Origin of the sequence: Dictyobacter alpinus (genome assembly GCF_003967575.1) — a bacterium.
GTDB classification, from domain to species: Bacteria; Chloroflexota; Ktedonobacteria; order Ktedonobacterales; family Ktedonobacteraceae; genus Dictyobacter; species Dictyobacter alpinus.
Genome location: NZ_BIFT01000002.1, coordinates 3,011,387 through 3,034,487, shown reverse-complemented (window position 1 = coordinate 3,034,487; position 23,101 = coordinate 3,011,387). Strand labels below are relative to the sequence as shown.

The window sequence follows — 23,101 nt, the reverse complement described above, 5'->3', positions numbered from 1 at the left end:
CTTCCTGGCCCCTATATTCATGCCTGACAACCCTTTAGTTTGTGCGGGCTGGTCGGCACAGCAGCACAAATGTGAGCAGGGTCGCCAGACTGAAAGTAGCGATGGCGATCGCCATAGGCAAAGCGGTACTACCAGCAAGTCCAACCAGAGGGGCAAAGATGGCCCCGATACTGAATTGCAACACCCCCAATAAAGCCGAAGCACTACCAGCGGCTTTCGCACCACTAAGCGCTAAGGTGGTTGCGTTTGGTGCGATCAGTCCCAGGCTGGCAGTGATGATAAAACAAGCAATCAGTACACCTAAAAAGCCGATGTCACTGACTACAGCTATAAGCAGTATCATACCGCCAATAACACTGGTAATGATACCCCAATACATAAGTTTATACGGCGTGACACGGTCAACCAGGCGACTGCCAGTCTGAGCGACCAGGGCCAGACCAAGGGCGTTAATGCCAAAGATAAGACCAAAAATTTGTGGTGAGAGGTGATAGACGTTTTGCAGTACAAACGGTGAGACCGAGATGTAAATGATGCCGGTAGCAAAAGCCAGGCTACAGGAAAGAGCATAACCGATAAAACGACGATCGGTCAGGAGTTCCCGAAATGCTTGCAGGATGATGGCAATGCCTCCCTTCTGGCGATGCTCTACTGGCAAGGTCTCGCCAAGTCCAAAGGTCGTGGCCAGAAAAAAGCTCAGACCGATAAGGGTCAATACAATGAAAACTCCACGCCAGGAGGTGAAGTTAAGTAGTTGGCTTCCAATCACGGGTGCAAGAATCGGAGCCAGGGCGTTGACCATCATTAGGAGTGAGAAAGAGCGTGCCAGGGCAGTTCCAGTATACAGATCACTGGCTATAGCCAGGGCGATCGAGATGCCAGCAGCCCCTGCGATACCTTGTATGAAACGGAATATGGTTAATATTTCGATCGTGGGAGCAAACGTACAGAGTAACGAAGCGACTACAAAGGCGGCTACCCCAATTAACAACGGCCGCCGCCGGCCCTGCGCATCACTCATTGGTCCCGCAATTACTTGTCCCAATGACAACCCCAGGATACAGGCGCTCAAGGTAATCTGCGCCTGCGCCATGGTCGCTCCCAGATCATGGCGCACCATCGGCAGAGATGGCAGATACATATCGGTGGCCAGTGGTCCAAACGCTCCCAATCCACCCAGGATCGCTATATGCCATGGCCGAATACGGCCGGACTTGCTTTCCTGCTGGTCCTTTACGAATTGCTTGCTTCCTTCAGTCTGAGGTGTGCTTGATGCTTTCTGATTGCTCTGTTCCATGGCTGAGAAATCCCTTCTGTGCATAATGATAGCGGCCTTACATTTGCCTTACTTGTCAGCCAGTATAGGCGAATGTTATAATGAGCGCAAATCATAATCCTCATAAGCTTATGAAAGATATACATAATGAATTTCTCACAACTACAATGCTTTGTGGCCCTGGCCAAGACGAGTAGCTTTACTGAGGCAGCCTATGAGGTTGACCTGACACAGTCAGCTGTAAGTCATGCGCTGGCCGCCCTCGAAAGCGAGTTAGGTGTAACCCTGCTCGAACGCAACCGCAAAGGTGTGGTCTCGCTAACTCATGTGGGGCAGAAGATTCTGCCTCATGCACAGGCGCTACTGGTGCAGTCAGAGACAATTGAGCAGGAGGCTCGTTCCGCGCAAGGATTGGTTAAAGGAAAATTGCGACTGGGGCATGTCCTCTCGCTCTGTCCTGGCTTGATTGCCAGACTACTAACTATCTTTCAACAACAATATCCGGACATAGAAGTAGTGCTTTTTGAAGGTTCAATGCAAGAGGTCTATGAGTGGATTGAAGGTGGTATCGTTGATGTCGGCTTCATCCTCCATCCCGCCCGCGCTATCAAAAGCACCTTGATTGCGACCGATGAGCTCTGCGTCATCCTACCATCCAATCACCATTTCCAGACAGAGACAGGGGTACCGCATAATAGACTATATGAATATGATTTTATTATGGCAAAGGCGGGTTGCTCGTTTCAGATGCTGGAGATGGCCGGACTGAAACTGGGTAAGATTAAGCCGCGCATACGCTATCAGGCCAGCGATAGCGCTACCATCCTGGCCATGATCCGTGAAGGACTGGGCATCGGGATCCTGCCCAGGATGATGGTGCCTAAAAAGCTTGAGGGTGTAGTCGCTCTCCCTCTAGATCCTCCCCAACAATTACAGATCGGACTCGCCACGAAATCCTCGGAAATGTCGTCGCCGGCGGCTAAACTCTTCATCCAGACCGCTTCTACTGTCCATAGCGACTGATAAGCCAGGCGGTGGCGACAAAAAGGATACCTTCAACGGTAAAGTTGATACCTCCAAGTGAGAAGTAGCTAAGCCCCTGTTCAAATGTGGGCTGAAAGAAAGATAGACAGATATAGGCACCACCGTACAACGTCATGCCAATGCCGATGGCCCAGGTTGCGATCAGAACCATCCATTGCGCGATATTGTATTTTCGTGGCCTTATAAAAGCCACAATCACACCTAGCACACATACGCCGACACCAAATCCGACCGCCCCTGGTTCATTTTTGGCCAGCACAAGTTCATAAAGTGTAAATCCAAGCATCCCAATATACGCCAGAACCAGAGTAATCATCTGCAGACGGGATTTACGTAACCAGTGAAATGGCCAGATCAATGACAATGGGAATAGTGCGGCTGTAGTAAACAAAAGGACCGAGAGGGTTGTAAGGAGGATATACAGCCATCGAGAAATGTTGGGAATATCAAAGGATCCTCCGCCAAAGAATAGCAGAGCGTGGAGGGTGGCAAACCATATTCCCCAGGCGCAGGCAGCATATCCCACCCATAGTATCCAACGTGAGGCTCGCGAGGACGAAGTATCTGTTCCCTTGTTCATGAATTTGATCATAGTGGTGACATCCTTTTTTCTAACAGCATTGTGCAAAAGAGGTCTGGTATGCCAGACATGTTCGGTCTTCTGTCACCAAGCATAGGGCAAGGAAGGTATGTTGTGATGGGTCCACAGTCCTGTTGATAATAAGACAATTGACCTGCTGCTCGTGTTCTAGTACGCTTAAACTAGAAATATGCATAGTTAGTTGTGAAAATCATTTGCAGAAATGAGGGTACTTTGACAATTTCAATGATAGCAGGACTCACATATCATGAAGCTTATCTAGCAGAAAAAGAACAGGCAGCGTTGATCTCGCTTATTGATCAGCAGTCGTGGATTACAGATTTGAAGCGACGCGTACAACACTATGGCTATCGCTATGATTACACTCGTCATACAGCCACCAGTCCTCAACTCTATCTGGGATCACTACCGGAATGGCTCGCTACGGTCGCACAAAGATTACACGCCGATGGATTTGTCGCTCAAGTACCCGATCAGGTCATTGTAAACGAATATGAGCCAGGACAAGGGATCTCAAGCCATATCGATTGTGTGCCCTGCTTTGATGATACGATACTTTCTTTAAGCCTGCTCTCACCGTGCGTGATGCAATTTACGCATACCTCTTCCACTCAAAAAGTGCCTGTCTTACTAGAACCCGGCAGTTTACTTATCATGCAAGGCGAGGCCCGCTATGCCTGGAAACATGGCCTACCCGCACGTAAGACCGATGTCTATCAGGGACAAGTACTCGCACGCAAACGTAGAATATCTCTTACCTTTAGAAATATCCTTGCGCATTAAATACCTTACAAGCTGGTTGTACCATATGGTTTATGCCATTACCATCATCCTTTCATTCACTTTTACCAGATTGGCGTTCATAAGTAAATAGAGCTCGACTTTGTACAAAAGTCGAGAAATGAGCTCGCAGTACGAGACAAATCAGGACCATTCTCAGCTCAAAGAGCGAAAAATGTACAAAGTCGAGTAGAGATAGTGTTTGCTTCGCATGAAATCCATGTCCCGCTGATCGTTTTTTCGCGCCTTTGGCGCTCCAACGGTTTTACGTGTGCTGTCAAAAAATGAGCTTTGCTCATTTTTTGACAGCACACGTAAAAGAAGCATGGGCCCGTCAGAGCCCGCGTGCGGCTAACTGCACGCTCCTCGATAATGATGAGCATCAAACACTATCACGATAAAATGCAGGAAAAATTATTTTATCTCGCTTTATTACATTAAGCCCGAAACATTCATTCCAGCTGTAGCTTATATGAATGCATGGCGGATCACCGTACGCATTTTGTCTGGGGCAACTCTCCGCATATCGTTCAGATAGATCTCATGATGCTTACCTTGAAAAATACATCCATGTTCCTCCATAAAACGATGCAGTTTCTCGATGGTTGGTCCTTCGTCTGCAAATGGACCAATATGCATGATCTGGGCAGCATTCCCTTCATGAAAACGCTCCAGGCGAATCTTTTCTAACGCAGGCAGCTTCTTTTTTCGTTGTGCTTGTTTGCATGCTTCATTAAACCATTCATTCGTCACACAATCCGGCTGCATAATCATCATTGTCCACTGCCAGTTTTCACGTGGAGCATCCCTCCCACCATCAGCCCACCAGAGGCCTTCAAGCGGCATCACAGGATAGTCAATACCTATTTCTTTCTTGAGCAAAAATTTTGTGGTATAGGCCAGCGAATACAATGCTTCGACTGCATCTTTGTATTCCTGTGCCGTGTTGGGATCACCTTTCCCATCCAGCATCAGAAAATTCATGTCAGGAATCTCTACGATTTCCACCTTCTGCACCGGTGGAGAATATAAGTGTTTTAAATCTACTTTGAGATCGAGTCTGGTTGGCTCAATGCTTCTACTCATAAACTCCTACTTTCTGCGTTCGCTTTTCGCTTGAACAGCTATCACTAACACATACATGTATCGCTATCCTGCATCTGGTAATAGTTCAATACCTTGTGCTTGACTCATAGCATACTTGATCCTCCCTGACACCTTTTGTCAGGGAGGATGCAACATGGTAAACTGAACTGAACATTTGGGATAAACAGAGGAGCATTGGGGATGAGAGCGGATCGTTTACTGATGATTTTGTTGCTGCTACAAGCACGTGGGCGCATGACGGCCCAGGAACTGGCTGGACGGCTGGAGGTTTCGGAGCGCACCATCTACCGTGATCTTCAAGCTCTCGGCCAGGCAGGAATTCCAGTTTATGCGGAAACAGGGACAGGAGGTGGTTACTCACTGATCGAACAGTATCAGACGCGCTTGACGGGCTTCACGAAGTCTGAAGTGCGCGCCCTGGCCCCATCTCAATCACCTGGACCGCTTCACGATCTGGGCCTGGGATCAGCCTTGGAGGCAGCATTCCTCAAACTTGAAGCCGTACTCTCGCCACATTGGCATGGAGACATAGATACGGTAAAACGCTCAATCCACCTGGATTCCACCGGCTGGCTCTGGACAAAAGAGTCTGTGCCGTTTCTGCCTCTGTTGAATGAGGCCCTCTGGCTTGGTCAGAAGGTGGAAATAGAATACCGGCGCCACGATGGTCAAATACGCCAGCGCGTCATTGATCCATACGGATTTGTGGCAAAATCTACGGTCTGGTATCTGATTGGCGCGGTTGATGGCCAGCTTCGGACGTTCCGCGTTTCGCGCGTATACGCGGCCCGCATGCTGGCGGAGACCAGCCAGCGCCCGCTAGACTTCGATGTGCGAGAGTATTGGGAAAAGTGGCATCGCACGCTGGAAGCTAGCTATACTCCCTATGCCGTCCGTCTCCGCCTGGCGCCAGAAGGAGTCCAGAGGCTCTTCGAGATAACCGATGAAACGGTACGAGCCTCGATGACAGAAGAGCCGCTCAGCGACGATTGGGGATGGCGTCTCATTACGATGACCTTTAGCTCTCTTCTTCATGCGCAAACAATTACGATGGGCGTTGGAAATCTCCTGGAAGTCTTAGAGCCGCTGGAACTTCGTGAAGCCATTCGTGCTCAAGCCCGGCAAATTGTTGCCCTCTATGAATAAGATGTGGGGCTGTCCTGTCTCCATTATTTATCGTCTCTACTCTTTACTATGAACAGAAAAATGAAATAAAGCATATCTGCAAAGAGACAAATAGAAAGGCCAATCTTCGATTGAGGATTGGCCTTTCTATTTCAACAACACTATCTACGTATCTGCCCCTCATCAAATGGTATCAATGCTTTATTTGGAGAAAACTTGCGAAAGATTTTTCTCGGCTTTCCCACGTTTAAACCAGCCGATGATCACGGCAACCAGGCTGATTGCGGCATTGACGATCAAAGTCAGCGAGATACCAATTACACCAGCCAGCCAACCAGTGAATAGATTCCCAATCGGGGTGGTGCCGTTAAAGACGAGCATGTAAACGCTCATGACACGACCACGCAGATGGTCTGGCGCCACGGTCTGCAAGGCAGTATTAGCGGCAGCGGTAAAGGTGATCATACAGAAACCGGTCACCATGGCGAGGGCCAGCGATAACAGATAGTTATGGGAAAACCCGACTAACCCCAATCCAATACAGAAGAAGGCGGCACGTGTCAGCATCTTCTTGAAATTAGGATTTTTGTGTCCAGTAGCAATCGAGAGTGCTCCGATCAGGGCTCCAATACCAAATGAAGATGAGAGCAAGCCAAACCCTTGCGCCCCCTGGTGCAACAGGTCGGTACTGACCAGTGGCTCAACAACATTGAAGTTGATGCCAAACAGCGATACGATCCCAACCACAGCGATAATCAAGAAAATCGCTGGTGTCCGCCAGACATAATTTAATCCTTCATGCAGACTCTTGAGCGGACCAACCTGTTCCGCATTCTTCTGGGGCTTACCAGCAAACAACTTTGCAGGATCCAACAGGAACAGGCAGATCAGAACAGGAATAAAGCTGATCGCGTTCCCAAGAAACAGTGGACCCTCACCAAAGCGTGCGATAATCAGTCCCGCAACGCCTGGACCTACGATTTTTGCCATGTTAAAGACTGATGAGTTTAGAGCCACCGCATTTCCCAGCGCTTTCCGCCCCACCATCTCTACCACAAAAGCCTGACGTGTCGGCATGTCGATTGAGTTATTGATGCCCAGCAGGAAGGCCAGGGTATACACATGCCAGATCTGCACGGTATGCGTTATATAGAGCACAAACAATGTAGTTGCTAATACACATGCGAATGTTTGTGTTCCAAACAGTACCCTGCGCTTGGGCAGCCTATCGGCGAGGACGCCACCAAACAAGGTGAACAGCAGCACCGGCAAAAATTGTAGTGCGCCAACCGTTCCCAATGCCAGCGAATTATGCGTCAACTGTAAGACCAGCCAGGACTGTCCGGTGGTCTGCATCCAGGTGCCGATCAATGAAATAAGCTGCCCAAACCAGAATAGCCGAAAGTTTCTATGCTGCAAGGCAGGAAACGCCTGCAAAAACTTTCCACCCTGCGGCTCGGTCAATTGACCAGTAATGTGTATTCCATTTCTTTCCGTCGTTTGCATTAATCCTTTTTCCCATCTATAATTTTTTAAATATATATAATCGCTATAAGAACCATCCATTTCTATTCCAAATAGAACAGTATAACCTCCCCTAAAAAAGTCACAGCCACCTATCCATCAGAACACAAAGAGGAGCCCATAAAAACAGAGTATCGGACAGATTTCCGAGGATGCCATACAAGCTACCCACCACCACGCATCTACCATCCCCTTTTAGCTCACTTATAGTATACAACAAGATTAACGTTAACGTCAATGTCATTCTATTACCTACAACATCGACCTGAATTTAAGTGTGAGCGTGCAAAAAAAGCCTTGAACATAAATAAATGTTTGAGTTTCATGAGGCATTCCTGATGTTCTCACCAGCATACTAGGAGATATATTGGTGAGAACATCAGGAATGTAGTGGAGCGTCTTCGGGGGATGTAATTGGTTGGGTATCGGAAATATAATGATGCTCAACAAAGCGCTTCCAGCCTTTTTTCGTTTGCGACTCCACAGCCCAATGGAATCCCTGGGTTTCATCTGGCCAGTAGATCTGGCGGGCTATCCCGGCAGGCATCTGGGCGATAAACCCAAGGGCTTCAGGATGAATATCAATGGTATCAGTCTGCTCCCCGCTAGATTGTTTTCCGTCAGAGGTAAACGACCAGAAGCGTATAGTTCTCGCCGCATCACAGCCAAAGAAGGCCCGTTCCTCATAGCCATTCTCTCCCAGATGCCAGATAGCGGTCAGCTCAATATATGAGCCATTCAACACTTTCTGAAAACTGCGTGTACAAAGGACCGCCCCCTGAGGAGTATCGGCAAGCGTATGCCAAGTTCCTATCAATGGAGTGAGAATCCCTAGTTTTCCACGCCCCTTTTTCCAGATTAGTTTCATACTCATCCTGTTCTCCAATTCTTCATCCTTATGAATCAGACCGATGTATCTCAATCCGGGAATTATCACAAGTATATAACATTATACATAAAAAACTTCTCGAATCTTGCTCATCTAATGGTCTGTATACTTCTAAAACACAATATGAAACCACACTTAAGAAGAAGGCTTCTTTGTAGGACCAGCATATGAGAGAAGGATCCTCTGGCATATGCACCAGAGGATCCTTCCTTTGCATAAGTATTTCAAAAAACCTCAGTTGGCGGGCTCAACTGGACCTACGCCGCCTGCACGTACTTCGATAGCGGCGACAGGTGGCCGTAACATGCGTATGGAGAAGGTGATAAGTGCCAGTAAAATTGCCAGTCCCATAATTGGTGTGAAGATGGGCTCAAGGAAACGTGCATCAGTAATCAGACTAATAATAAAGCCTGCGGCACCGAGATTCATACCCCAGAAGGCTACGTCTTCCGCCCAGGGCCAGAAATCGCGTCGCTCGACCGTGGCCTCGATGATCAGGCCAAAGATGGCATTAGTCATGACACCGACAAAGGTTGTGTGGTCGAGCGCGATGATCAGGTTGTCAGGTGCATGTCCGTTGGTGGTGATCTCCAGGATAGTGACGATCGTTGTCAGCACCACCTCTGCCACGATGAAAATCGCGCTGATCGCTAGAAAACGATTACCGCCACGCCCCAACCAGCTCAAACGTAAGACGCGAGGAATGATACGGATGAGAAAGAGTATGCCTCCAGCGATATCCAGCAATAGCGCAAGGCCGAGCAAAGGCTGTGCATTAAAGAGCAGTCCTATTCCTAGCGCCAGACCTGAGATAAGGAAACAGAGGATCATGGCTAAACCTAGACGAGGCAAACGTTCCGTACTGGGCATCAAGCCATGTTCACATAACGCGATACCGATCAGGATCAAGTAGCCTGCGACAAGCGAAGCGGGATGTGCGCCAAAGGCTCCGGCAGGCAGTAACGTGGTAGCACTGGCATACTGGAATTGTAAAAGTACCCCCACCAGCGCTCCTAGGATCAGTGTGAAGAGCGCACATAGGACCGCTAAACGTGCCAGACTAAGGCGAACCTTGTTGACGCGACCGGCGATCCAAACGAAAAATCCCAGAATGACCAGGAGCACGGGTACACCAAAGATGGCTCGCGCAAGATAGTTTCCACTCAGGAAGGCTAGAACGTAGAGGGGAACAGCGATAGCGGAGATAATACTGAGCCAGCGTAAGTAGCGATCTCTTAACGTCGAACTTAGTCCTTCGCCAAAGAACCAGAGCCCCACAGCAAAGACACTAAGTGTAATCCATCCCAGCGTTCCCGCATGAACGTGGGTCAGTAGTACATCATGACTGAGCTTAAATACACGCTGCCCATTAATGAGTCCAATAATAACAGTAACAACAAAGACAATCATAGCAGTGATGAGCAGGATACGCATACCTGCGCGCAGAGGGCTCGACTGAATGTTCCAGCGAGATGTTTCGACATCTTCTTGCATCGCGATTCTTCTCCTTTTGGTGCCTTGTTGAATACAGATAAATACAACAATAAACAACGTACACAGACCTGGAAGTTGCGATGGTTACCATAATAATAGACGCAATAAGCTCTACATTTTCGCTGGGAAATTTATCCAGTCTCGATCCTTTACAGGAAAAGCAGAGGGCAGGAGCGGCAGTCCTCGCAACCCTCCTCCTCCAGCTTTCCAGAGAAAGAATGAAGAGCCTATTCTGAATGTAACCTTCATATTCAAAAAGGCGTGCCATAGCTAAAGCCAGAATGACAATGGCGGTAGAATATGTAGATGGAACGTTAGCAGTTCAGAGAGCAGGAGAGAAGCCATGGGTGTAAAACAACGTGTGGCCTTAGTTACAGGAGCCACATCTGGTATCGGAGCCTGTATTGCCCGCCGCTTCGGTGAGTGTGGAGCGAGGGTCGCCGTGGCTGGTCGTAACAGAGAGCGGGGGATGGAGGTGGTGGAGACCATTCAGCGATCAGGTGGGCAAGCGATGTTTGTCGCACATGAGCAGGAAGATGAACAGGCTCCCACACAAATAATCACCGCGGTTGAAGAGACGCTTGGACCGGTCGAAATTTTGGTCCATTCCGCTGGTTGGTCCATCTTTGAATCAACCACAGATGCCACACCTGCTCTGTTTGATATCATTTTCCAGCGCAACGTCCGGGAACCTATTTTCTGACTGCGGCGGCTCTACCAGCTATGATTAAACAGCAGCATGGCCGTGTTGTCATTATATCCAGCATCGCCGGTCTGCGTGGTGTTAAAGATCAATCATTATATGGTGCCACCAAAGCTGCTCAGGATCAGTTGGCCCGTGCCTGGGTCGTTGAATATGCGCGCTATGGCATCAATTTTAACACGGTCGCTCCTGGCATGATTGAAACACCGATGACAGAGCAACTCACCTCCAACCCACAACTGGTTACAGCAACCAAAGCAGCCACGCCCGATGGACGTCTGGGTACCCCTGACGATGTTGCTAACGTTGTCCTCTTCCTGGCTGATGATCATTCATTGCACATTCAAGGGAATACCATCGTCGTCGATGGCGGCTGGATCACCCAACCCGGTGGATGGATTTAAAAGCTTTATACAAGTAACAGTTTTTCAGCATTAGAAAATCCCCGACCATTTTATGAGATGGTCGGGGATTTTATGATGTCTTCTGCCTATCTTACTGCTGGATAAACTCTTGCGCGAAACGGTAAAGTGGAGTCAGGTCGGCTGCAATACCTGGGAAATCCAGGATCAGCTCATGAATGCCCGCACCTTCTAGATCGGCAACACGCTGTCGAATTGTTTCAGGACTACCAACGAGTGAGGTTTCGCCCACCTGTGCCCTGACACGCTCGGGCAACGATGCCATAGCTTCAGCATCGCTATCAGCAATAGCGCAAACAGTACCTGAGGTACAGTTGATGGTTGAATAATCACGTCCCACGTTATCACAATGCTGCTTCAAAACGTCCAGCTTATGCTTAATGGTCTGCAGATCACCACCCACATTACAACCATCACCATATTGCGCGACCAGTTTAAGCGTGACTTTCTCGCCACCACCACCGATCAGAATCGGGATATGCGGTTTCTGTACTCCCTTTGGTTGGTTTATCGCACCACGAATCTGGTAATACTTACCTTCAAAATAGGCCTCTTCCTGTTCCCACATCGCATGGATGACCTGCAAAGCTTCTCGCAACATGCGCAGGCGCTCTGGGGCATCAGGATAAGGATAACCATAAGCTCGATACTCATGTTCGTACCAGCCCGAACCAATACCAAAATTCAAGCGCCCATGCGAAAGCACATCCATCGTACTGGCCATTTTCGCCAGCAAGGCAGGATTGCGATAACCATTACAGGTCACAATCTGGCCGATACGGATCCGTTTGGTGTCACGTGCAATAGCCGCCAGCGACATCCACGTCTCAAACGTTACTTCCTGCGAGGGGACAGGAACTGTATGAAAGTGGTCAACCATCCAGAGAGACTCATAACCAGTCTCATCAGCAGCCTTGGCCACATTGGTCATTGCTTCATAAGCATCAACAGGATCTGGAATCATTGCCAGATTCATTTTCCAGCCATTTGGAATTTCAGCGCTAAACTTCATGTCTAACCTTCTTTCATTGTTAGCACAGTTATACTATTGGATATACGCATCACCTATGGGAAACAGATGTGCGTTCTGCGGTCCACTTATCGACCAGAACTGCTTGTGGAGCCCAATGGATGAACGAGAAAAGACACCATAAAGCTGTCAGTCAGCCCTTTTCCATCATCTGTAACAAACGATTTATCCACGACGTGTGTGCTGGTAGGGATAACATAATAGCATGCACAAGAACGGACAATGTTACAATGAACAAAAAGGCGCTGCGTGAAGCTCTGGTAGCTGCTGGCTTATCGCGCCTGCTCAAGGATTTGCCAGCCTTGATGGCTCCTGCGATCAGTCTTGTGACTGCGCCAACGCCAGAGGCCGCTATGGTTGTGGGTAACTCTAAAATCGGCGGACTACCAGATCTTCCCATGGATATCGAGTGGCCGCGATGGAAGCAGTTGCCGCTGGCCTTTGTAGCACAGCTACGGCTGGAGGAGCTATCATCCTATGATAGTGCGCGTGCGTTACCTGTCCATGGGATGCTCTGGTTTTTCTATGCGGCTCGCCAGCAGGTATATGGCGCCAATCCCGATGATATGGGGAGCTGGTCCGTACTTTTCCGCCACGATGCCACACACCTCCGGCCCAGGTTACCTCCTGTCTCATTGCCCTGCTCAGATCGCTTCTCCGCCTGTCGGATCAAATTCGCTAACGACTTCACACTCTCCCAGTTGCCCACATCGCTACTCACCCATTTCGATTGGAGCGATGATGAACAGGATCGCTACGATCAACTGGTGAGCTCACTATACACGGGTACGGAACCAAGCCATCACGTTCTGGGACATCCTTATATGCTACAGGATGATATGCAGGAACAGTGCCAGTTGATGCACGCTGGTGTACGGGATGCTACAGATCCACGCATAGAACTCCTGACGACCAGAAGTCGAGACTGGCGCTTATTGTTACAGGTCGATACCGATGAGCGCATCCATATGCGCTGGGGTAGCACCGGCATGCTTTACTATTGGATCCGCTGGCCCGATCTACAGGCCAGTTATTTTGATGACACCTGGCTGATTCTGCAATCCGATTAAACATTAACGTGTGCTGTTATGGACTACAGGAAAGGAGCATTATGTACGTCAAATCTCTGTTGATCTTGATCGTAATTCTCCTGCTACTCGTGATCCTGTACAGTTATAATCTTTTGCCACTATCAACACGCTGGTCACAATCATCGGTGGTTACCAGTAACCGGTCAGGCCAATCTTATATCGAGCCGGACTGGGGTAAGCAAACCAAAACTTCTGGCTGCAGGATAGATGGACCGCTCCAGGATAGTGAGTGTACGCCGGGCGCTATTTTTCCGCAGGCTACGGCCCAGGAGATCTGCACTCCTGGCTATGCTGGCTCTGTTCGCAACGTTTCTCAACCACTTAAAAGAAAGGTCTACGCCTCTTATGGCATCAAGACCCGCCTGCCCGGACAATATGAAATAGACCATCTCGTCAGTCTCCAGTTAGGAGGCTCTAACGACATCTCCAATCTCTGGCCAGAACCTGAAAAGCCTTTCCCTGGCTATCGTCAGAAAAATCAAGTTGAGAATTACCTCCACGATCAGGTATGCTCGGGCAAAATTTCGCTACGCGAGGCCCAAAGCGAAATCGCCACCAATTGGCTCCAATACTACAGCCAGATCCCTCCTGATACCAATCCCAATGATGCATCTGATGAATCATAGTACTTGACAACAAATTTGTTTATCAGGTAACCTATAATTATACTTCGCTGGTAATAGCGAGTATCTACATGCTCTGGATGTCTTATCTCAAAAAGGATGCGAGGCTGTCAATGGTATCCAAAACCACCAGACCTGGCAATTGCAACATACTCTGCGGTCCGCGCTCAGGCGCCCAGGGCCGGAGTATGCCTTTTTTGAGGTTATATTCATCCTATACCTCGCAGTAAGAAGCTCTCTTACTCCACCACAAACAGGCCATGGGCGACCAGAAAAAACAGACGCCATGGCCTTGCTGTCAGCATTTCTCTGCTTCCCTTTAGCAAACTGATCAGGCAAGCTGTGCGCGGCTGCATATCTGCTTGCCCCGGCTTTTTTGTGCTTGTTGATCGTTGTTTGCTATTCAATGGAAGGAATCTCTACTCATGACTATTACTCGTCATCCGTTCCGTGGTGAGGCTGATTTGCCTCGTATTCAGGACCTTATAGGTAGTATGCCGTTTTCGTGTCGCCATGTTATCGATCTGCCCTGGCGGATCAGTTCACCGATGATCAATGAAGCTCCCAATGCGGTATTCTGGACCGATGAGGACAAAAATGTGGTTGGCTTTGCGGCCTGGCAATATTATTGGGGAGTCCTGGATCTTTTTGTTTTGCCAGGCCCTACATTTACAGCCGTGACCACGGACCTTTTCGCCTGGGCCGATAAGCGCTTCCTTGAGCTCGATGCAGAGCGGGGCTGGCCTCTCCTCTATTGGGTGGAGTTTCGTGATGATGATCTGCCACGCCGTCAGCTCGCATTGGACCATGGCTTTATCCTGAATGAGGAGGATCACTATGTCTTGCTGCAACACTCGCTAAGCGATCTTCCAGCCGTGCCTGCTCTGCCGGATGGTTTTCAGTTGCGCCCTTTACGGGGTGAACAGGAAGTTGCGGCTTACGCCGAGTTGCATCGGGCAGCCTTTGAAAGTACGTCCATGACGCCCTCGTGGCGGGCGCGTACCCTGCGTATGCCACAGTATCGGCCTGAGTTGGATATCGTGATCAGCGCCCCTGATGGATCCCTCGCCGGATTCTGTGTCGGCTGGCTTGATACTGCACGCAAAATTGCTGAGGTGGAACCACTGGGGGTTCACCCACGCTTCCAGCAGTTCGGCCTGGGCAGCATCCTGCTCCTTGAGATGCTACACCGTTTCAAGGCACATGGTGCCGATAGTGCCATCGTCGAAACCAGTTTGGATCGCACACCTGCCCGCGCAGCCTATGAAAAGGCCGGCTTTCAGCAGGTCCATACCATTCGCCACCTCGGCAAATGGCTAAACCAGCCCTAAGCCATCCAGTCAATTCAGGACAGCAGCGGATCTATAATGGAACTTCTGCTGTCCTGGAGACGTCAACAAAAGATAGTATCTTTTACAGTTTTGACACTTTCCTAAAACCCAGGCCATTCTGCAACGTAAAAACAGAGAAAGATCTTTAGTGCACTTTGCCAATGCAGCTATGATCTACCTACCGGCTCCGCTCATGATGGTGTTGCTACTACATTGATCTATCACATAGAATAGTGTAAACAAGCATATCCATAAATACTACTAACGAAGGTAAAAGCAGTATGACACTAGCATCAAAGAACAGTATTAGCTTCACAAAACAGACTCCCCAGTTACAGGCGTTACTGGACTATTTGCATCCAATCGAGGATCTGGAGGCACTTTCGGCTCTGGCGAGTTGGGACCAGCAAACCTATATGCCAGCTGAGGCTGGCGTGGCGCGTATGCACCAAGTGACGATCCTACAAAGTCTTATCCATGAACGCCTGACAGCTCGCACATTGGGTGAATTGCTATCGGCCGCAGAACAGTCCAGGACAGAGTTTTCAGATGCTGATCGGGCACTGCTACGCCAGACCCGACGCGCATATGATCATGCGACAAAGTTGCCACAAAATCTGGTAGAGGAGATGGCCCGCCTGCGCTCAGAAAGTGTAGATGCCTGGCTGAAAGCTCGTGCCAACAATGATTTCGCGCTCTTTGCTCCCTATCTCCAACGAACGGTAACCCTCAAGCGTGAGGTCGCTGATCGCATCGGCTATACCGAGTTCCCATATGATGCGCTCCTGGACGATTTTGAGCCTGGCCTGACCACACGGAAGGTGGAGGCAATGTTTGATCCGGTGCGCTCGGTGAGCACCACCCTGCTCCAACGTATCCAGCAGAGCGGTCAGGTCATTGATACTGCCAGCCTGCATGGACATTTTCCAAAGGATCGGCAGGAGGCTCTGAGTGAGCAGCTATTGCGTGTGATCGGCTATGATTTCTCCCATGGACAACTGGCCAGTTCACAGCATCCTTTCACCACTTCGTTTGGGGCTCCCTTTGATGTGCGCGTCACCAATCGTTATGAAGAAGAATATCTACCGATGGGCATTATGGCTGGACTACATGAAGGTGGTCATGGCCTCTATGCCCAGGGTATCTCGGCCAATCTAGCGCGTACCTCTCTGGCCAATGGAACTTCACTGGGCATCCACGAATCGCAGTCACGTCTCTGGGAAAACGCTATCGGCCGCTCGCCTGCATTCTGGCAGGCTAACTATGCACTGCTCCAGCAGGCGTTTCCAGATCACTTTAAGGAGATCGAGCAAGCAAACTTTGTCCGCGCCCTCAATGCCGTGAAACCCAGCCTGATCCGCGTGATGGCCGATGAGGTCACCTATAATCTACATATATTGATCCGTTTCGAGCTCGAGAAGGGACTGGTCAATGGCGAGCTTGCGGTGGAGAGTCTGCCCGGCCTCTGGAATGCCAAATATCAGCAGTACCTGGGTATTACCCCACCAACTGAGACTGAAGGCGTTCTGCAAGATGTGCATTGGACCTCACAGTTCGGCTATTTCCCAACCTATACCCTGGGCAATCTGTATTCTGCTCAGATCCTGCACACGCTCCAGCAAACCTTCCCGAATTTCCAGGCACAACTGGCTGGCGGCGATACTGGCTTCATCCTCAACTGGCTGCGCGAAAATATCCATCAATATGGAGCTATCTACCAGCCCGAAGAGCTCATTCAACGTGTCTGCGGTGAAGCACCCAACCCTCAATACTTCGTCGACTACCTGACCCAAAAATTCGAACACATCTACAATCTACCACCAACCAGTAACACGACAAAATAAATTATCGCAAAAGAGGCCTCGCTATACAATTTGATGATGTATGGCGAGGCACATAAATATCCCTGTGCTCACAGAGCTATCATGGATGAGCTAAAGTCCACAGTTATGCATCAGTGGTCATATTTGAGGCTAAATTTTAGCAAGATTGAAGAAGTTTTGTAGATTTTTTCATGGTATATTGCTCAGAAATGATACTTCATTCATAGAGGAGAAAAAAATCATGTCCATGAAGCCAGAGGATCAACAGGGAAGTGATCTGCCCAAACTAAGCCAACCTGCTCAGCGAGCACTTATAGGGGCTGGCTATGTGCGCTTGGAGCAGTTGACAAAAGTGAGTGAGGCTGACCTTAAAAAGCTGCATGGTATGGGGCCTAAAGCACTCGTTCAGCTCCGCGATGCCCTCGCTGAACGTGGTCTGTCGTTCGCGGACAAGGGGTGAGGTATTGAGTAACCTCACCGGGATACCGGGCCATAGTAGGAGCACCGCACACCATCAATGATAGATCAGGCCCGGCACTTCGTCATAGTCACGGGATGCCTGCATGCGTGGCAGAAAAATACGCTCGTATAGCTCCACCGCATCTTCAGCCTCTTGATCAAAGTCCGGTGGATAAAGTCGAAAATCTGCTTCGACTTTATTATAGAGCACATAAAAATGAGTGGAATAATCCAACTCTTCGCTCATATGATAAAACTGATCTGCGACATCGGTATCCAGGTTGCGCTCCACAGCCAATGGCTGCTCCGCATCTTCAATCGAGATATAGAGCACGCGCAATTTCTCGTTGTTCGCTAGCTCCACCTCCAGCACACGTACCTCTTGTTCGTCAATCTTCACCTGCACAATATGACCAGCATCAGCTAATTCGGTCACATACTGGCAAAAAAGCGCCAGGTCGGTCCCGGGCTGCCTCAGGGAAAGTTCAAACAGGATATCATCTATATCATCAATACCCTGTCCGTTGGCAAACACCTTCTGCTCCTCATCCACTTCAATCTTGCTTTGAATACGGAGAGAAGTATCTTCCAGATCAATCATAGTTGATTTGGTTTCCACTTCGTTTTCAGCGGGCGTTTCCTGCTCAATGATTGTATGCATCTCCACTACGCTACCAGCATCCAATAATTTTTGCAGTATATTTACATAAATAGTAAGTATTGTGGTCATCTTCTCCTCATTCACCACCTGTATCCATCAGGTCTCATCATGTCATTCAATTATGCTCACACGATTTTTATTCCTGGCCACTCCACTATTGATGTAATGCCATAAGGTAGATCTGCGGCGGGCGGAGTTTCAAATCTGGGAATAGACGAACGATACAGTTTGAATTTCCATCATTTTACCACACAACACATTTATTACACAATGAGACATTTGCTGCATCTGGTTGTATCACGTTTATCATTGTTGATAGGACCTCATTTAGGAGAGATAGCGAGGTCCCTTACGCGCACTTTCCAGGGCCTGTTGCAATGGATCGCCAGGACCTTGTATACCCCATTGCACCAATAATTTACCTCTACGTTCCAGTTCTGCTGCATAGGCTCCTCCCTTATAAAGCCCAGGATCAGCACGTGAAGCAGTTAATTCTTCTACCTTTCCAAAGTAAAGGATGGCATCGGCCATGCTGGCCCGGGTCAAAACCTGGACATTGCTGTTGCCAACTATTGTTTCGGACCCTAACCATGTACCAGCTAACCGCACAAAGCCAGGTTTCGGCCAGGATAACAGTGCTTTGCCTTGCGCACTCTGATCTTCAGGAATGGGAATCAAGACATCAATGACAAATACGCTACCTGGATGGGCGGCCTCTAAACGCGTGGTCACATTGATTGGTGCCGTATCAGGTGCTTGCGCTGGATCTCCTTCACCACGGATACCACGTAAAAGATGGTTGGTGCCGGCAATCAATAATGCTTTATGCCCCTTCTGTAATACCTCGCGCTCCACAACTCCGGCATAATGCTCATCACGCCGCAGGGCCAGTCGCCCCCAATCATCTTTCCGCTCTACCTTTGACCAATCGATGGCTGGATCTCCCAGCAGGACACGTATTTTTTGCGCTTGGGGTAAGGATGCATTTAGTGTGCGCACTGTACGGAAAAAGCGCTCATACACTGGTGCATCCCAGACAGGATTAGCTCCCGTGATCAGTGTGTTACGCCATACTTGCTGTAATACCGCATCCTCAACCGGCTGGCCCGTCATAAAACGATCCATAACATCTTGATAGCCTGCGTTTCCGAACTCTACCACAATATCGTTGATTGTGCCTGGCTCCAGGCTTTTTAGTACATCTATTATGAAATCATGTTCCTGTTGTAGCTGGTGGGCCTCGCCCAATGCAACCAGCTTATAACTTGCCAGTGCGGCTGTGACGGCCTGAACTGCGTTCTCTACCTGGACTTCCACCAAACCTGGAACCGCATGCACGCCAACCTTGCTACCATAGATACTCAGGGCCGCCACCCCCACTGTCGCCGCACTATACGTCAGGAATCTGCGCCGGGAAACTTTCTCTTTATCATTTACGTTGAACATCTCCTACACTCCTTCTTTATACAGGTCGATAAGAGGACGCACATCGCTTTCTCTCTCCACAATAATAAAGCTAATCTCCCCGCTTGTGATGCGCCCACAGAACCGTTTCTCCAACCCGACTGCAGAACTATCTCACTTGACTTTCCAGATAGTTTCGTTTACCATTATTCTGTAAATACTACTTCTTCATTAAGGAGAGCACTATGCCCGACCAGCGCTAACGTATGCCAGATCAGTAGAACCGGAAAAGCAGGTCTGTCGCTGTTTTATGCAGTGCGACAGGAATTTGTTTTATCCATAACGGTTTCTATGGCATCGCGTTAGCAACTTTTCCTTTCGGGTTCGGCATGGCTTTTTCGTTACGTTCCTCATTTTTCCGACCTTCACTGGAAGTTGCCTTTCCGTTGCAGAACAGTGAGCAGGCGCCTTTTTCGTGTGCATTTCTGGCATATCTCCCTCTTGTACTTTATCTAGAATGGACACACTTCATTAAGCTAGAATTTCATATGGAAATGAAGGAAAAGAACAAAAGACTATGCTCAAAATTCATCTTATTGGTGGCCCTGGCAGCGGTAAGACCACACTGGGAGCACAACTGGGGGAACGCTTTAACATTCCTCATTATGATTTAGATCAAATTGGCTGGAAACATGGTATGGGGCCGCTATCACTCTATGTGCGGGAGGCATTGACGATCCTGAAACAACCAGGTTGGGTAACTGAGGGTAACTATCTCTTCTGGACCGACCCACTCCTGCATGAAGCCGATTGCATTGTCCTGCTGGATATTCCGCTAGCACTAGCGCTATGGCGCGTGCTCTATCGCCATGTGGATAAAAGTCTACGTGGCACGAATCCTTATGCCACTAAATTGATGATTCCATTACTAAAGGACATGCCTCGCTTCTATGATCATACCAATCGTCCACCTACAGAGTTTATGCGTAAATATCTTGACCTGTATCGCGCGCAAACCAGGGTACCTACCACAGGTTTTGATGAGGAGTTTGCCGCCCACTACCTGGTCACCTATCAAACAATCTCAGAGCCACCAACCGCCGAATTTTCGCAACACTATCACGAATCCTATCCCGCTGGCGTAGAACCACCGGCCCTGGATTTTCTGCGGATGTATCATGACAAATTCAGAATGAGCGAGCTTACCAACACGATAGCAACTATGTATCAGTACCTTGAATATTATGCTGGAAAAGTCTTTGTGCTCAAAAACAAAACGGATCGCCAGCGTTTGCTGGCACACCTGGATCAGTTGGATCAGAAGCAATCTGACTAATTCCTGTCAGAGATGGATCTAGTCCAGTACCAGCAGGTTGCCAGGTAGCAACCTGCTGGTACTGGGCATTTAGTGAAATCTGTGCTATAAAAGTGATAGGCTGTTCAATCGTGTGGATGAAGTAGGCTGCCAGGCTCTATCATTTCGCGACACTGATTAGCTTACTGTTGCCAGTCTGTGGCAACTTCACTGGCCGCGTGTGAGCGGCGTTCATAATCGCTTTTCACTACTATGGTATTACGTTCAGAAATACAATACGTTCAGGTAAATAATCTTTGGGTGCGCTATCAGCGCGTGGGCTCTGGGCCGCCAGTTGTAATGCTCCATGGGCTCTCAGGCTCGACCCGCTGGTGGTCACGCAATGTGGAGGCACTGGCCCGCCAGTATTGTGTCTATCTGGTGGATCTGCCAGGATTCGGATCTATGGCCCGGGTGCGGCAGCGTTTTGCTTTATTGCAGGCGGCTAACTGGATGGTCCAGTGGATGGATGCCATCGGGTTGCAGCGCGCACATTTTATCGGGCATTCGATGGGTGGCTTTGTCTGCTTATGGATCGCAGCACATCGACCAGAGGCGGTCGAGCGTCTGGTACTGGTCGCTCCGGCAGTCATACCACACGTACACTCCATTTTTGGTTATATCATGCCGCTACTCAAGTCGATGCGTTATATGACGCCACAGTTTTTCATGGTTGTCTCAACGGACACACTCCGCATGGGATTTATAACCCTGCTACGCGCTGTACATGATCTCATATCAATACATTTAGATGATGAGATCGAGACAGTACAGGTTCCTACACTGCTCATCTGGGGTGAAGATGATACGCTGGTACCTCCTTCCCTTGGTGAACTTCTGCACCAAAAAATGCTACATGCTTCACTACGCATCATTCCAAAAGCTGGCCATGTCTGCATGTTTGATCAACCAGCAATATTCAACGCTACAGTAAAAAATTTTTTGGCAGGGCATTAGCGCCTTTGGCGCCCCAAGGTTTTTACATGTGGTGTCAAGAAGTGTTTGGAGAACACTTCTTGACACCACATGTAAAAGAAGCATGGGGTCTTCAGGGCCCGAGTGTGGTTGGCTGCACGCTCCACGATGAAAAGTGGGAAACAAACACTATCTAAGCTTCCCCAAAAGATAAGAAAATTCTTATCTTCTACAAGCGTTGATTAAAGTTTGATTATAAAATTGAAAACCACTCATTTTTCCAATAAAGTCTATGGAATTTCCTATAAGGGGATGTTATTGTTAGATACATACTATAATATCTCCCCTAGATTAAAGGTAAAGTGAGGCAACTCTATGGGCGCTACAATGCTGCAAACAAATACCTACCAGAATTATTCTGATACTCAGCTGATTTATCTTTGTTGTAATAGTGAGCAGCTAGCGTTTGAAGAATTGCTGCATCGCTATAATCGTATGATCTTCAACTATTTATATCGATTATTAGGAGATAGTGGAATGGCTGAAGATCTATCGCAGGAGGTATTTCTACGCGTCTATACAGCGCTACCAAATATTAATGCGGAACGACCATTTAAGCCCTGGTTATTTCAGGTGGCCCACAATTGCTGTATCGATGAACTTCGACGCCGTCGTCGGCAGGCATTGCCTTTCTCATCGGTCACATCAGATGCCGATACAGAAGATGAGAACAACCTTGCGATGATCACGGATCCCCGTCCTCTACCAGATGAGATGACCGAACATTTTGAATTGCGCCGTATCCTGAGTGAAGCGATTCAATCACTTCCAATCAAATATCGAGCAGTAACGACATTACGCTACCAGTCACAACTTAGCTTCTCAGAGATCGGGAACGTTCTCCATATGCCTGAGGCAACCGCCAAAACATACTTTTCGCGCGCAAAAAAAACGCTGCGTACAATTCTTACTGAGAACTACCACTATGCATTATCCTGACACAATCCATGGCATCTGTTCTTTGGGCTCGATTTCCTGCAGATTATGGCGATAGTTTAGAATCGCCATCTCTTGCTGGTCTGTTTCATCCATCGCATAAATCACCACGCCATTAACCCGACCATCACTGACATACAAAGGTACTATAGTGGTCACCAGCTCAGAGACATTTTTATTTATCTATATTAGAGCGCACCAATAATATACTTGCTACCCCCTTCCAACCTGCACAAGCAATAATTACCAAAAATGGAGTGTGCCAGTGGTGCGGTCGCGACCGCACCACTGGCACACTCCGTCTCTCCCCAATCTGGTGACGTAAGCGCTAAATCTGAGCTGTTCTAGTATCAATTTTAGATAAATACTCTTATTTAATTACTGGAATTTTCTTCGAATTTCTTCCATTTTTTGACATTTCTCGGAAATGCCTGTATAATAGTTAACTA

At 48.6% G+C, this 23,101-nt stretch carries 21 protein-coding genes and 1 pseudogene; 12 read left to right on the top strand and 10 right to left on the bottom strand.

Annotated elements, in window-relative coordinates; all coding sequences use genetic code 11:
- Window positions 1-34 precede the first annotated feature (34 nt).
- Window positions 35-1,297 carry a multidrug effflux MFS transporter gene (locus EL633_RS34675; protein WP_126631773.1) on the bottom strand — a complete coding sequence of 421 codons (1,263 nt, stop codon included), beginning with the start codon at window positions 1,295-1,297 and terminating at the stop codon, window positions 35-37.
- A 126-nt stretch (window positions 1,298-1,423) separates the two neighbouring features.
- On the opposite strand from EL633_RS34675, the gene EL633_RS34670 reads away from it, so the two are divergent.
- Window positions 1,424-2,299, top strand: coding sequence for a LysR family transcriptional regulator (locus EL633_RS34670; protein WP_126631772.1), 876 nt, complete (start codon window positions 1,424-1,426; stop codon window positions 2,297-2,299).
- On the opposite strand, the gene EL633_RS34665 is transcribed toward EL633_RS34670, so the two are convergent.
- Window positions 2,280-2,912, bottom strand: coding sequence for a hypothetical protein (locus EL633_RS34665; RefSeq protein WP_126631771.1), 633 nt, complete (start codon window positions 2,910-2,912; stop codon window positions 2,280-2,282). The two genes, EL633_RS34670 and EL633_RS34665, sit on opposite strands and share 20 nt — an antisense overlap.
- Window positions 2,913-3,134: 222 nt before the next feature.
- On the opposite strand from EL633_RS34665, the gene EL633_RS34660 reads away from it, so the two are divergent.
- A complete protein-coding gene (locus EL633_RS34660) occupies window positions 3,135-3,704 on the top strand; it encodes an alpha-ketoglutarate-dependent dioxygenase AlkB (RefSeq protein ID WP_218027641.1) in 570 nt (189 codons plus the stop codon).
- 465 nt (window positions 3,705-4,169) lie between these two features.
- On the opposite strand, the gene EL633_RS34655 is transcribed toward EL633_RS34660, so the two are convergent.
- Window positions 4,170-4,787 (bottom strand): GyrI-like domain-containing protein, encoded by a 618-nt coding sequence (locus EL633_RS34655; RefSeq protein ID WP_126631770.1) that lies wholly within the window; start codon window positions 4,785-4,787, stop codon window positions 4,170-4,172.
- 201 nt (window positions 4,788-4,988) lie between these two features.
- Between EL633_RS34655 and EL633_RS34650 the strand changes: the two genes are divergently transcribed.
- Window positions 4,989-5,954, top strand: a complete 966-nt coding sequence (locus tag EL633_RS34650) for a helix-turn-helix transcriptional regulator (RefSeq protein ID WP_126631769.1) — start codon at window positions 4,989-4,991, stop codon at window positions 5,952-5,954.
- A 180-nt stretch (window positions 5,955-6,134) separates the two neighbouring features.
- Here the strand turns inward: EL633_RS34650 and EL633_RS34645 are convergent, their stop codons facing one another.
- The 3 genes from EL633_RS34645 to EL633_RS34635 form a co-directional block, all read right to left on the bottom strand.
- Window positions 6,135-7,439: an MFS transporter gene (locus EL633_RS34645; RefSeq protein WP_126631768.1), complete on the bottom strand. Its 1,305-nt coding sequence runs from the start codon at window positions 7,437-7,439 to the stop codon at window positions 6,135-6,137.
- 397 nt (window positions 7,440-7,836) lie between these two features.
- The gene (locus tag EL633_RS34640; protein ID WP_126631767.1) at window positions 7,837-8,331 is read right to left on the bottom strand and encodes a hypothetical protein; all 495 of its coding nucleotides are present in this window, start codon (window positions 8,329-8,331) and stop codon (window positions 7,837-7,839) included.
- Between the two features lie 249 nt (window positions 8,332-8,580).
- Window positions 8,581-9,840 carry a hypothetical protein gene (locus EL633_RS34635; protein ID WP_126631766.1) on the bottom strand — a complete coding sequence of 420 codons (1,260 nt, stop codon included), beginning with the start codon at window positions 9,838-9,840 and terminating at the stop codon, window positions 8,581-8,583.
- A gap of 343 nt (window positions 9,841-10,183) precedes the next feature.
- Here EL633_RS34635 and EL633_RS37740 point away from each other — a divergent pair.
- Window positions 10,184-10,947: pseudogene (locus tag EL633_RS37740) on the top strand (SDR family NAD(P)-dependent oxidoreductase).
- Window positions 10,948-11,038: 91 nt separating this feature from the next.
- Here the strand turns inward: EL633_RS37740 and EL633_RS34620 are convergent.
- Window positions 11,039-11,977, bottom strand: a complete 939-nt coding sequence (locus EL633_RS34620) for an LLM class F420-dependent oxidoreductase (RefSeq protein ID WP_126631763.1) — start codon at window positions 11,975-11,977, stop codon at window positions 11,039-11,041.
- A 248-nt stretch (window positions 11,978-12,225) separates the two neighbouring features.
- Between EL633_RS34620 and EL633_RS34615 the strand changes: the two genes are divergently transcribed.
- The 5 genes from EL633_RS34615 (at window position 12,226) to EL633_RS34595 (ending at window position 17,323) form a co-directional block, all read left to right on the top strand.
- Window positions 12,226-13,065: a YwqG family protein gene (locus EL633_RS34615; RefSeq protein WP_161982696.1), complete on the top strand. Its 840-nt coding sequence runs from the start codon at window positions 12,226-12,228 to the stop codon at window positions 13,063-13,065.
- A 41-nt stretch (window positions 13,066-13,106) separates the two neighbouring features.
- On the top strand, window positions 13,107-13,712 hold the full coding sequence (locus EL633_RS34610) for an HNH endonuclease signature motif containing protein (protein ID WP_126631761.1): 606 nt from the start codon (window positions 13,107-13,109) through the stop codon (window positions 13,710-13,712).
- Window positions 13,713-14,134: 422 nt separating this feature from the next.
- The gene (locus EL633_RS34605; RefSeq protein WP_246039322.1) at window positions 14,135-15,040 is read left to right on the top strand and encodes a GNAT family N-acetyltransferase; all 906 of its coding nucleotides are present in this window, start codon (window positions 14,135-14,137) and stop codon (window positions 15,038-15,040) included.
- A 281-nt stretch (window positions 15,041-15,321) separates the two neighbouring features.
- Complete coding sequence (locus EL633_RS34600) at window positions 15,322-16,884, top strand: carboxypeptidase M32 (RefSeq protein ID WP_126631760.1); 1,563 nt, start codon at window positions 15,322-15,324, stop codon at window positions 16,882-16,884.
- Between the two features lie 226 nt (window positions 16,885-17,110).
- Window positions 17,111-17,323 (top strand): helix-hairpin-helix domain-containing protein, encoded by a 213-nt coding sequence (locus EL633_RS34595; protein WP_126631982.1) that lies wholly within the window; start codon window positions 17,111-17,113, stop codon window positions 17,321-17,323.
- A gap of 54 nt (window positions 17,324-17,377) precedes the next feature.
- Here the strand turns inward: EL633_RS34595 and EL633_RS34590 are convergent, their stop codons facing one another.
- A complete protein-coding gene (locus EL633_RS34590) occupies window positions 17,378-18,052 on the bottom strand; it encodes a hypothetical protein (RefSeq protein ID WP_126631759.1) in 675 nt (224 codons plus the stop codon).
- Between the two features lie 258 nt (window positions 18,053-18,310).
- Window positions 18,311-19,429 (bottom strand): ChaN family lipoprotein, encoded by a 1,119-nt coding sequence (locus EL633_RS34585; RefSeq protein ID WP_126631981.1) that lies wholly within the window; start codon window positions 19,427-19,429, stop codon window positions 18,311-18,313.
- 535 nt (window positions 19,430-19,964) lie between these two features.
- Here EL633_RS34585 and EL633_RS34580 point away from each other — a divergent pair.
- From EL633_RS34580 to EL633_RS34570, 3 genes are all read left to right on the top strand, one after another.
- Window positions 19,965-20,723, top strand: coding sequence for a P-loop NTPase family protein (locus EL633_RS34580; RefSeq protein WP_126631758.1), 759 nt, complete (start codon window positions 19,965-19,967; stop codon window positions 20,721-20,723).
- A gap of 279 nt (window positions 20,724-21,002) precedes the next feature.
- Complete coding sequence (locus EL633_RS34575; RefSeq protein ID WP_161982695.1) at window positions 21,003-21,698, top strand: alpha/beta fold hydrolase; 696 nt, start codon at window positions 21,003-21,005, stop codon at window positions 21,696-21,698.
- 333 nt (window positions 21,699-22,031) lie between these two features.
- A complete protein-coding gene (locus EL633_RS34570) occupies window positions 22,032-22,655 on the top strand; it encodes an RNA polymerase sigma factor (protein ID WP_126631756.1) in 624 nt (207 codons plus the stop codon).
- Here EL633_RS34570 and EL633_RS36860 read toward each other — a convergent pair.
- Window positions 22,647-22,811, bottom strand: coding sequence for a hypothetical protein (locus tag EL633_RS36860; protein ID WP_161982694.1), 165 nt, complete (start codon window positions 22,809-22,811; stop codon window positions 22,647-22,649). The genes EL633_RS34570 and EL633_RS36860 overlap by 9 nt on opposite strands.
- Between the last annotated feature and the right edge of the window lie 290 nt (window positions 22,812-23,101).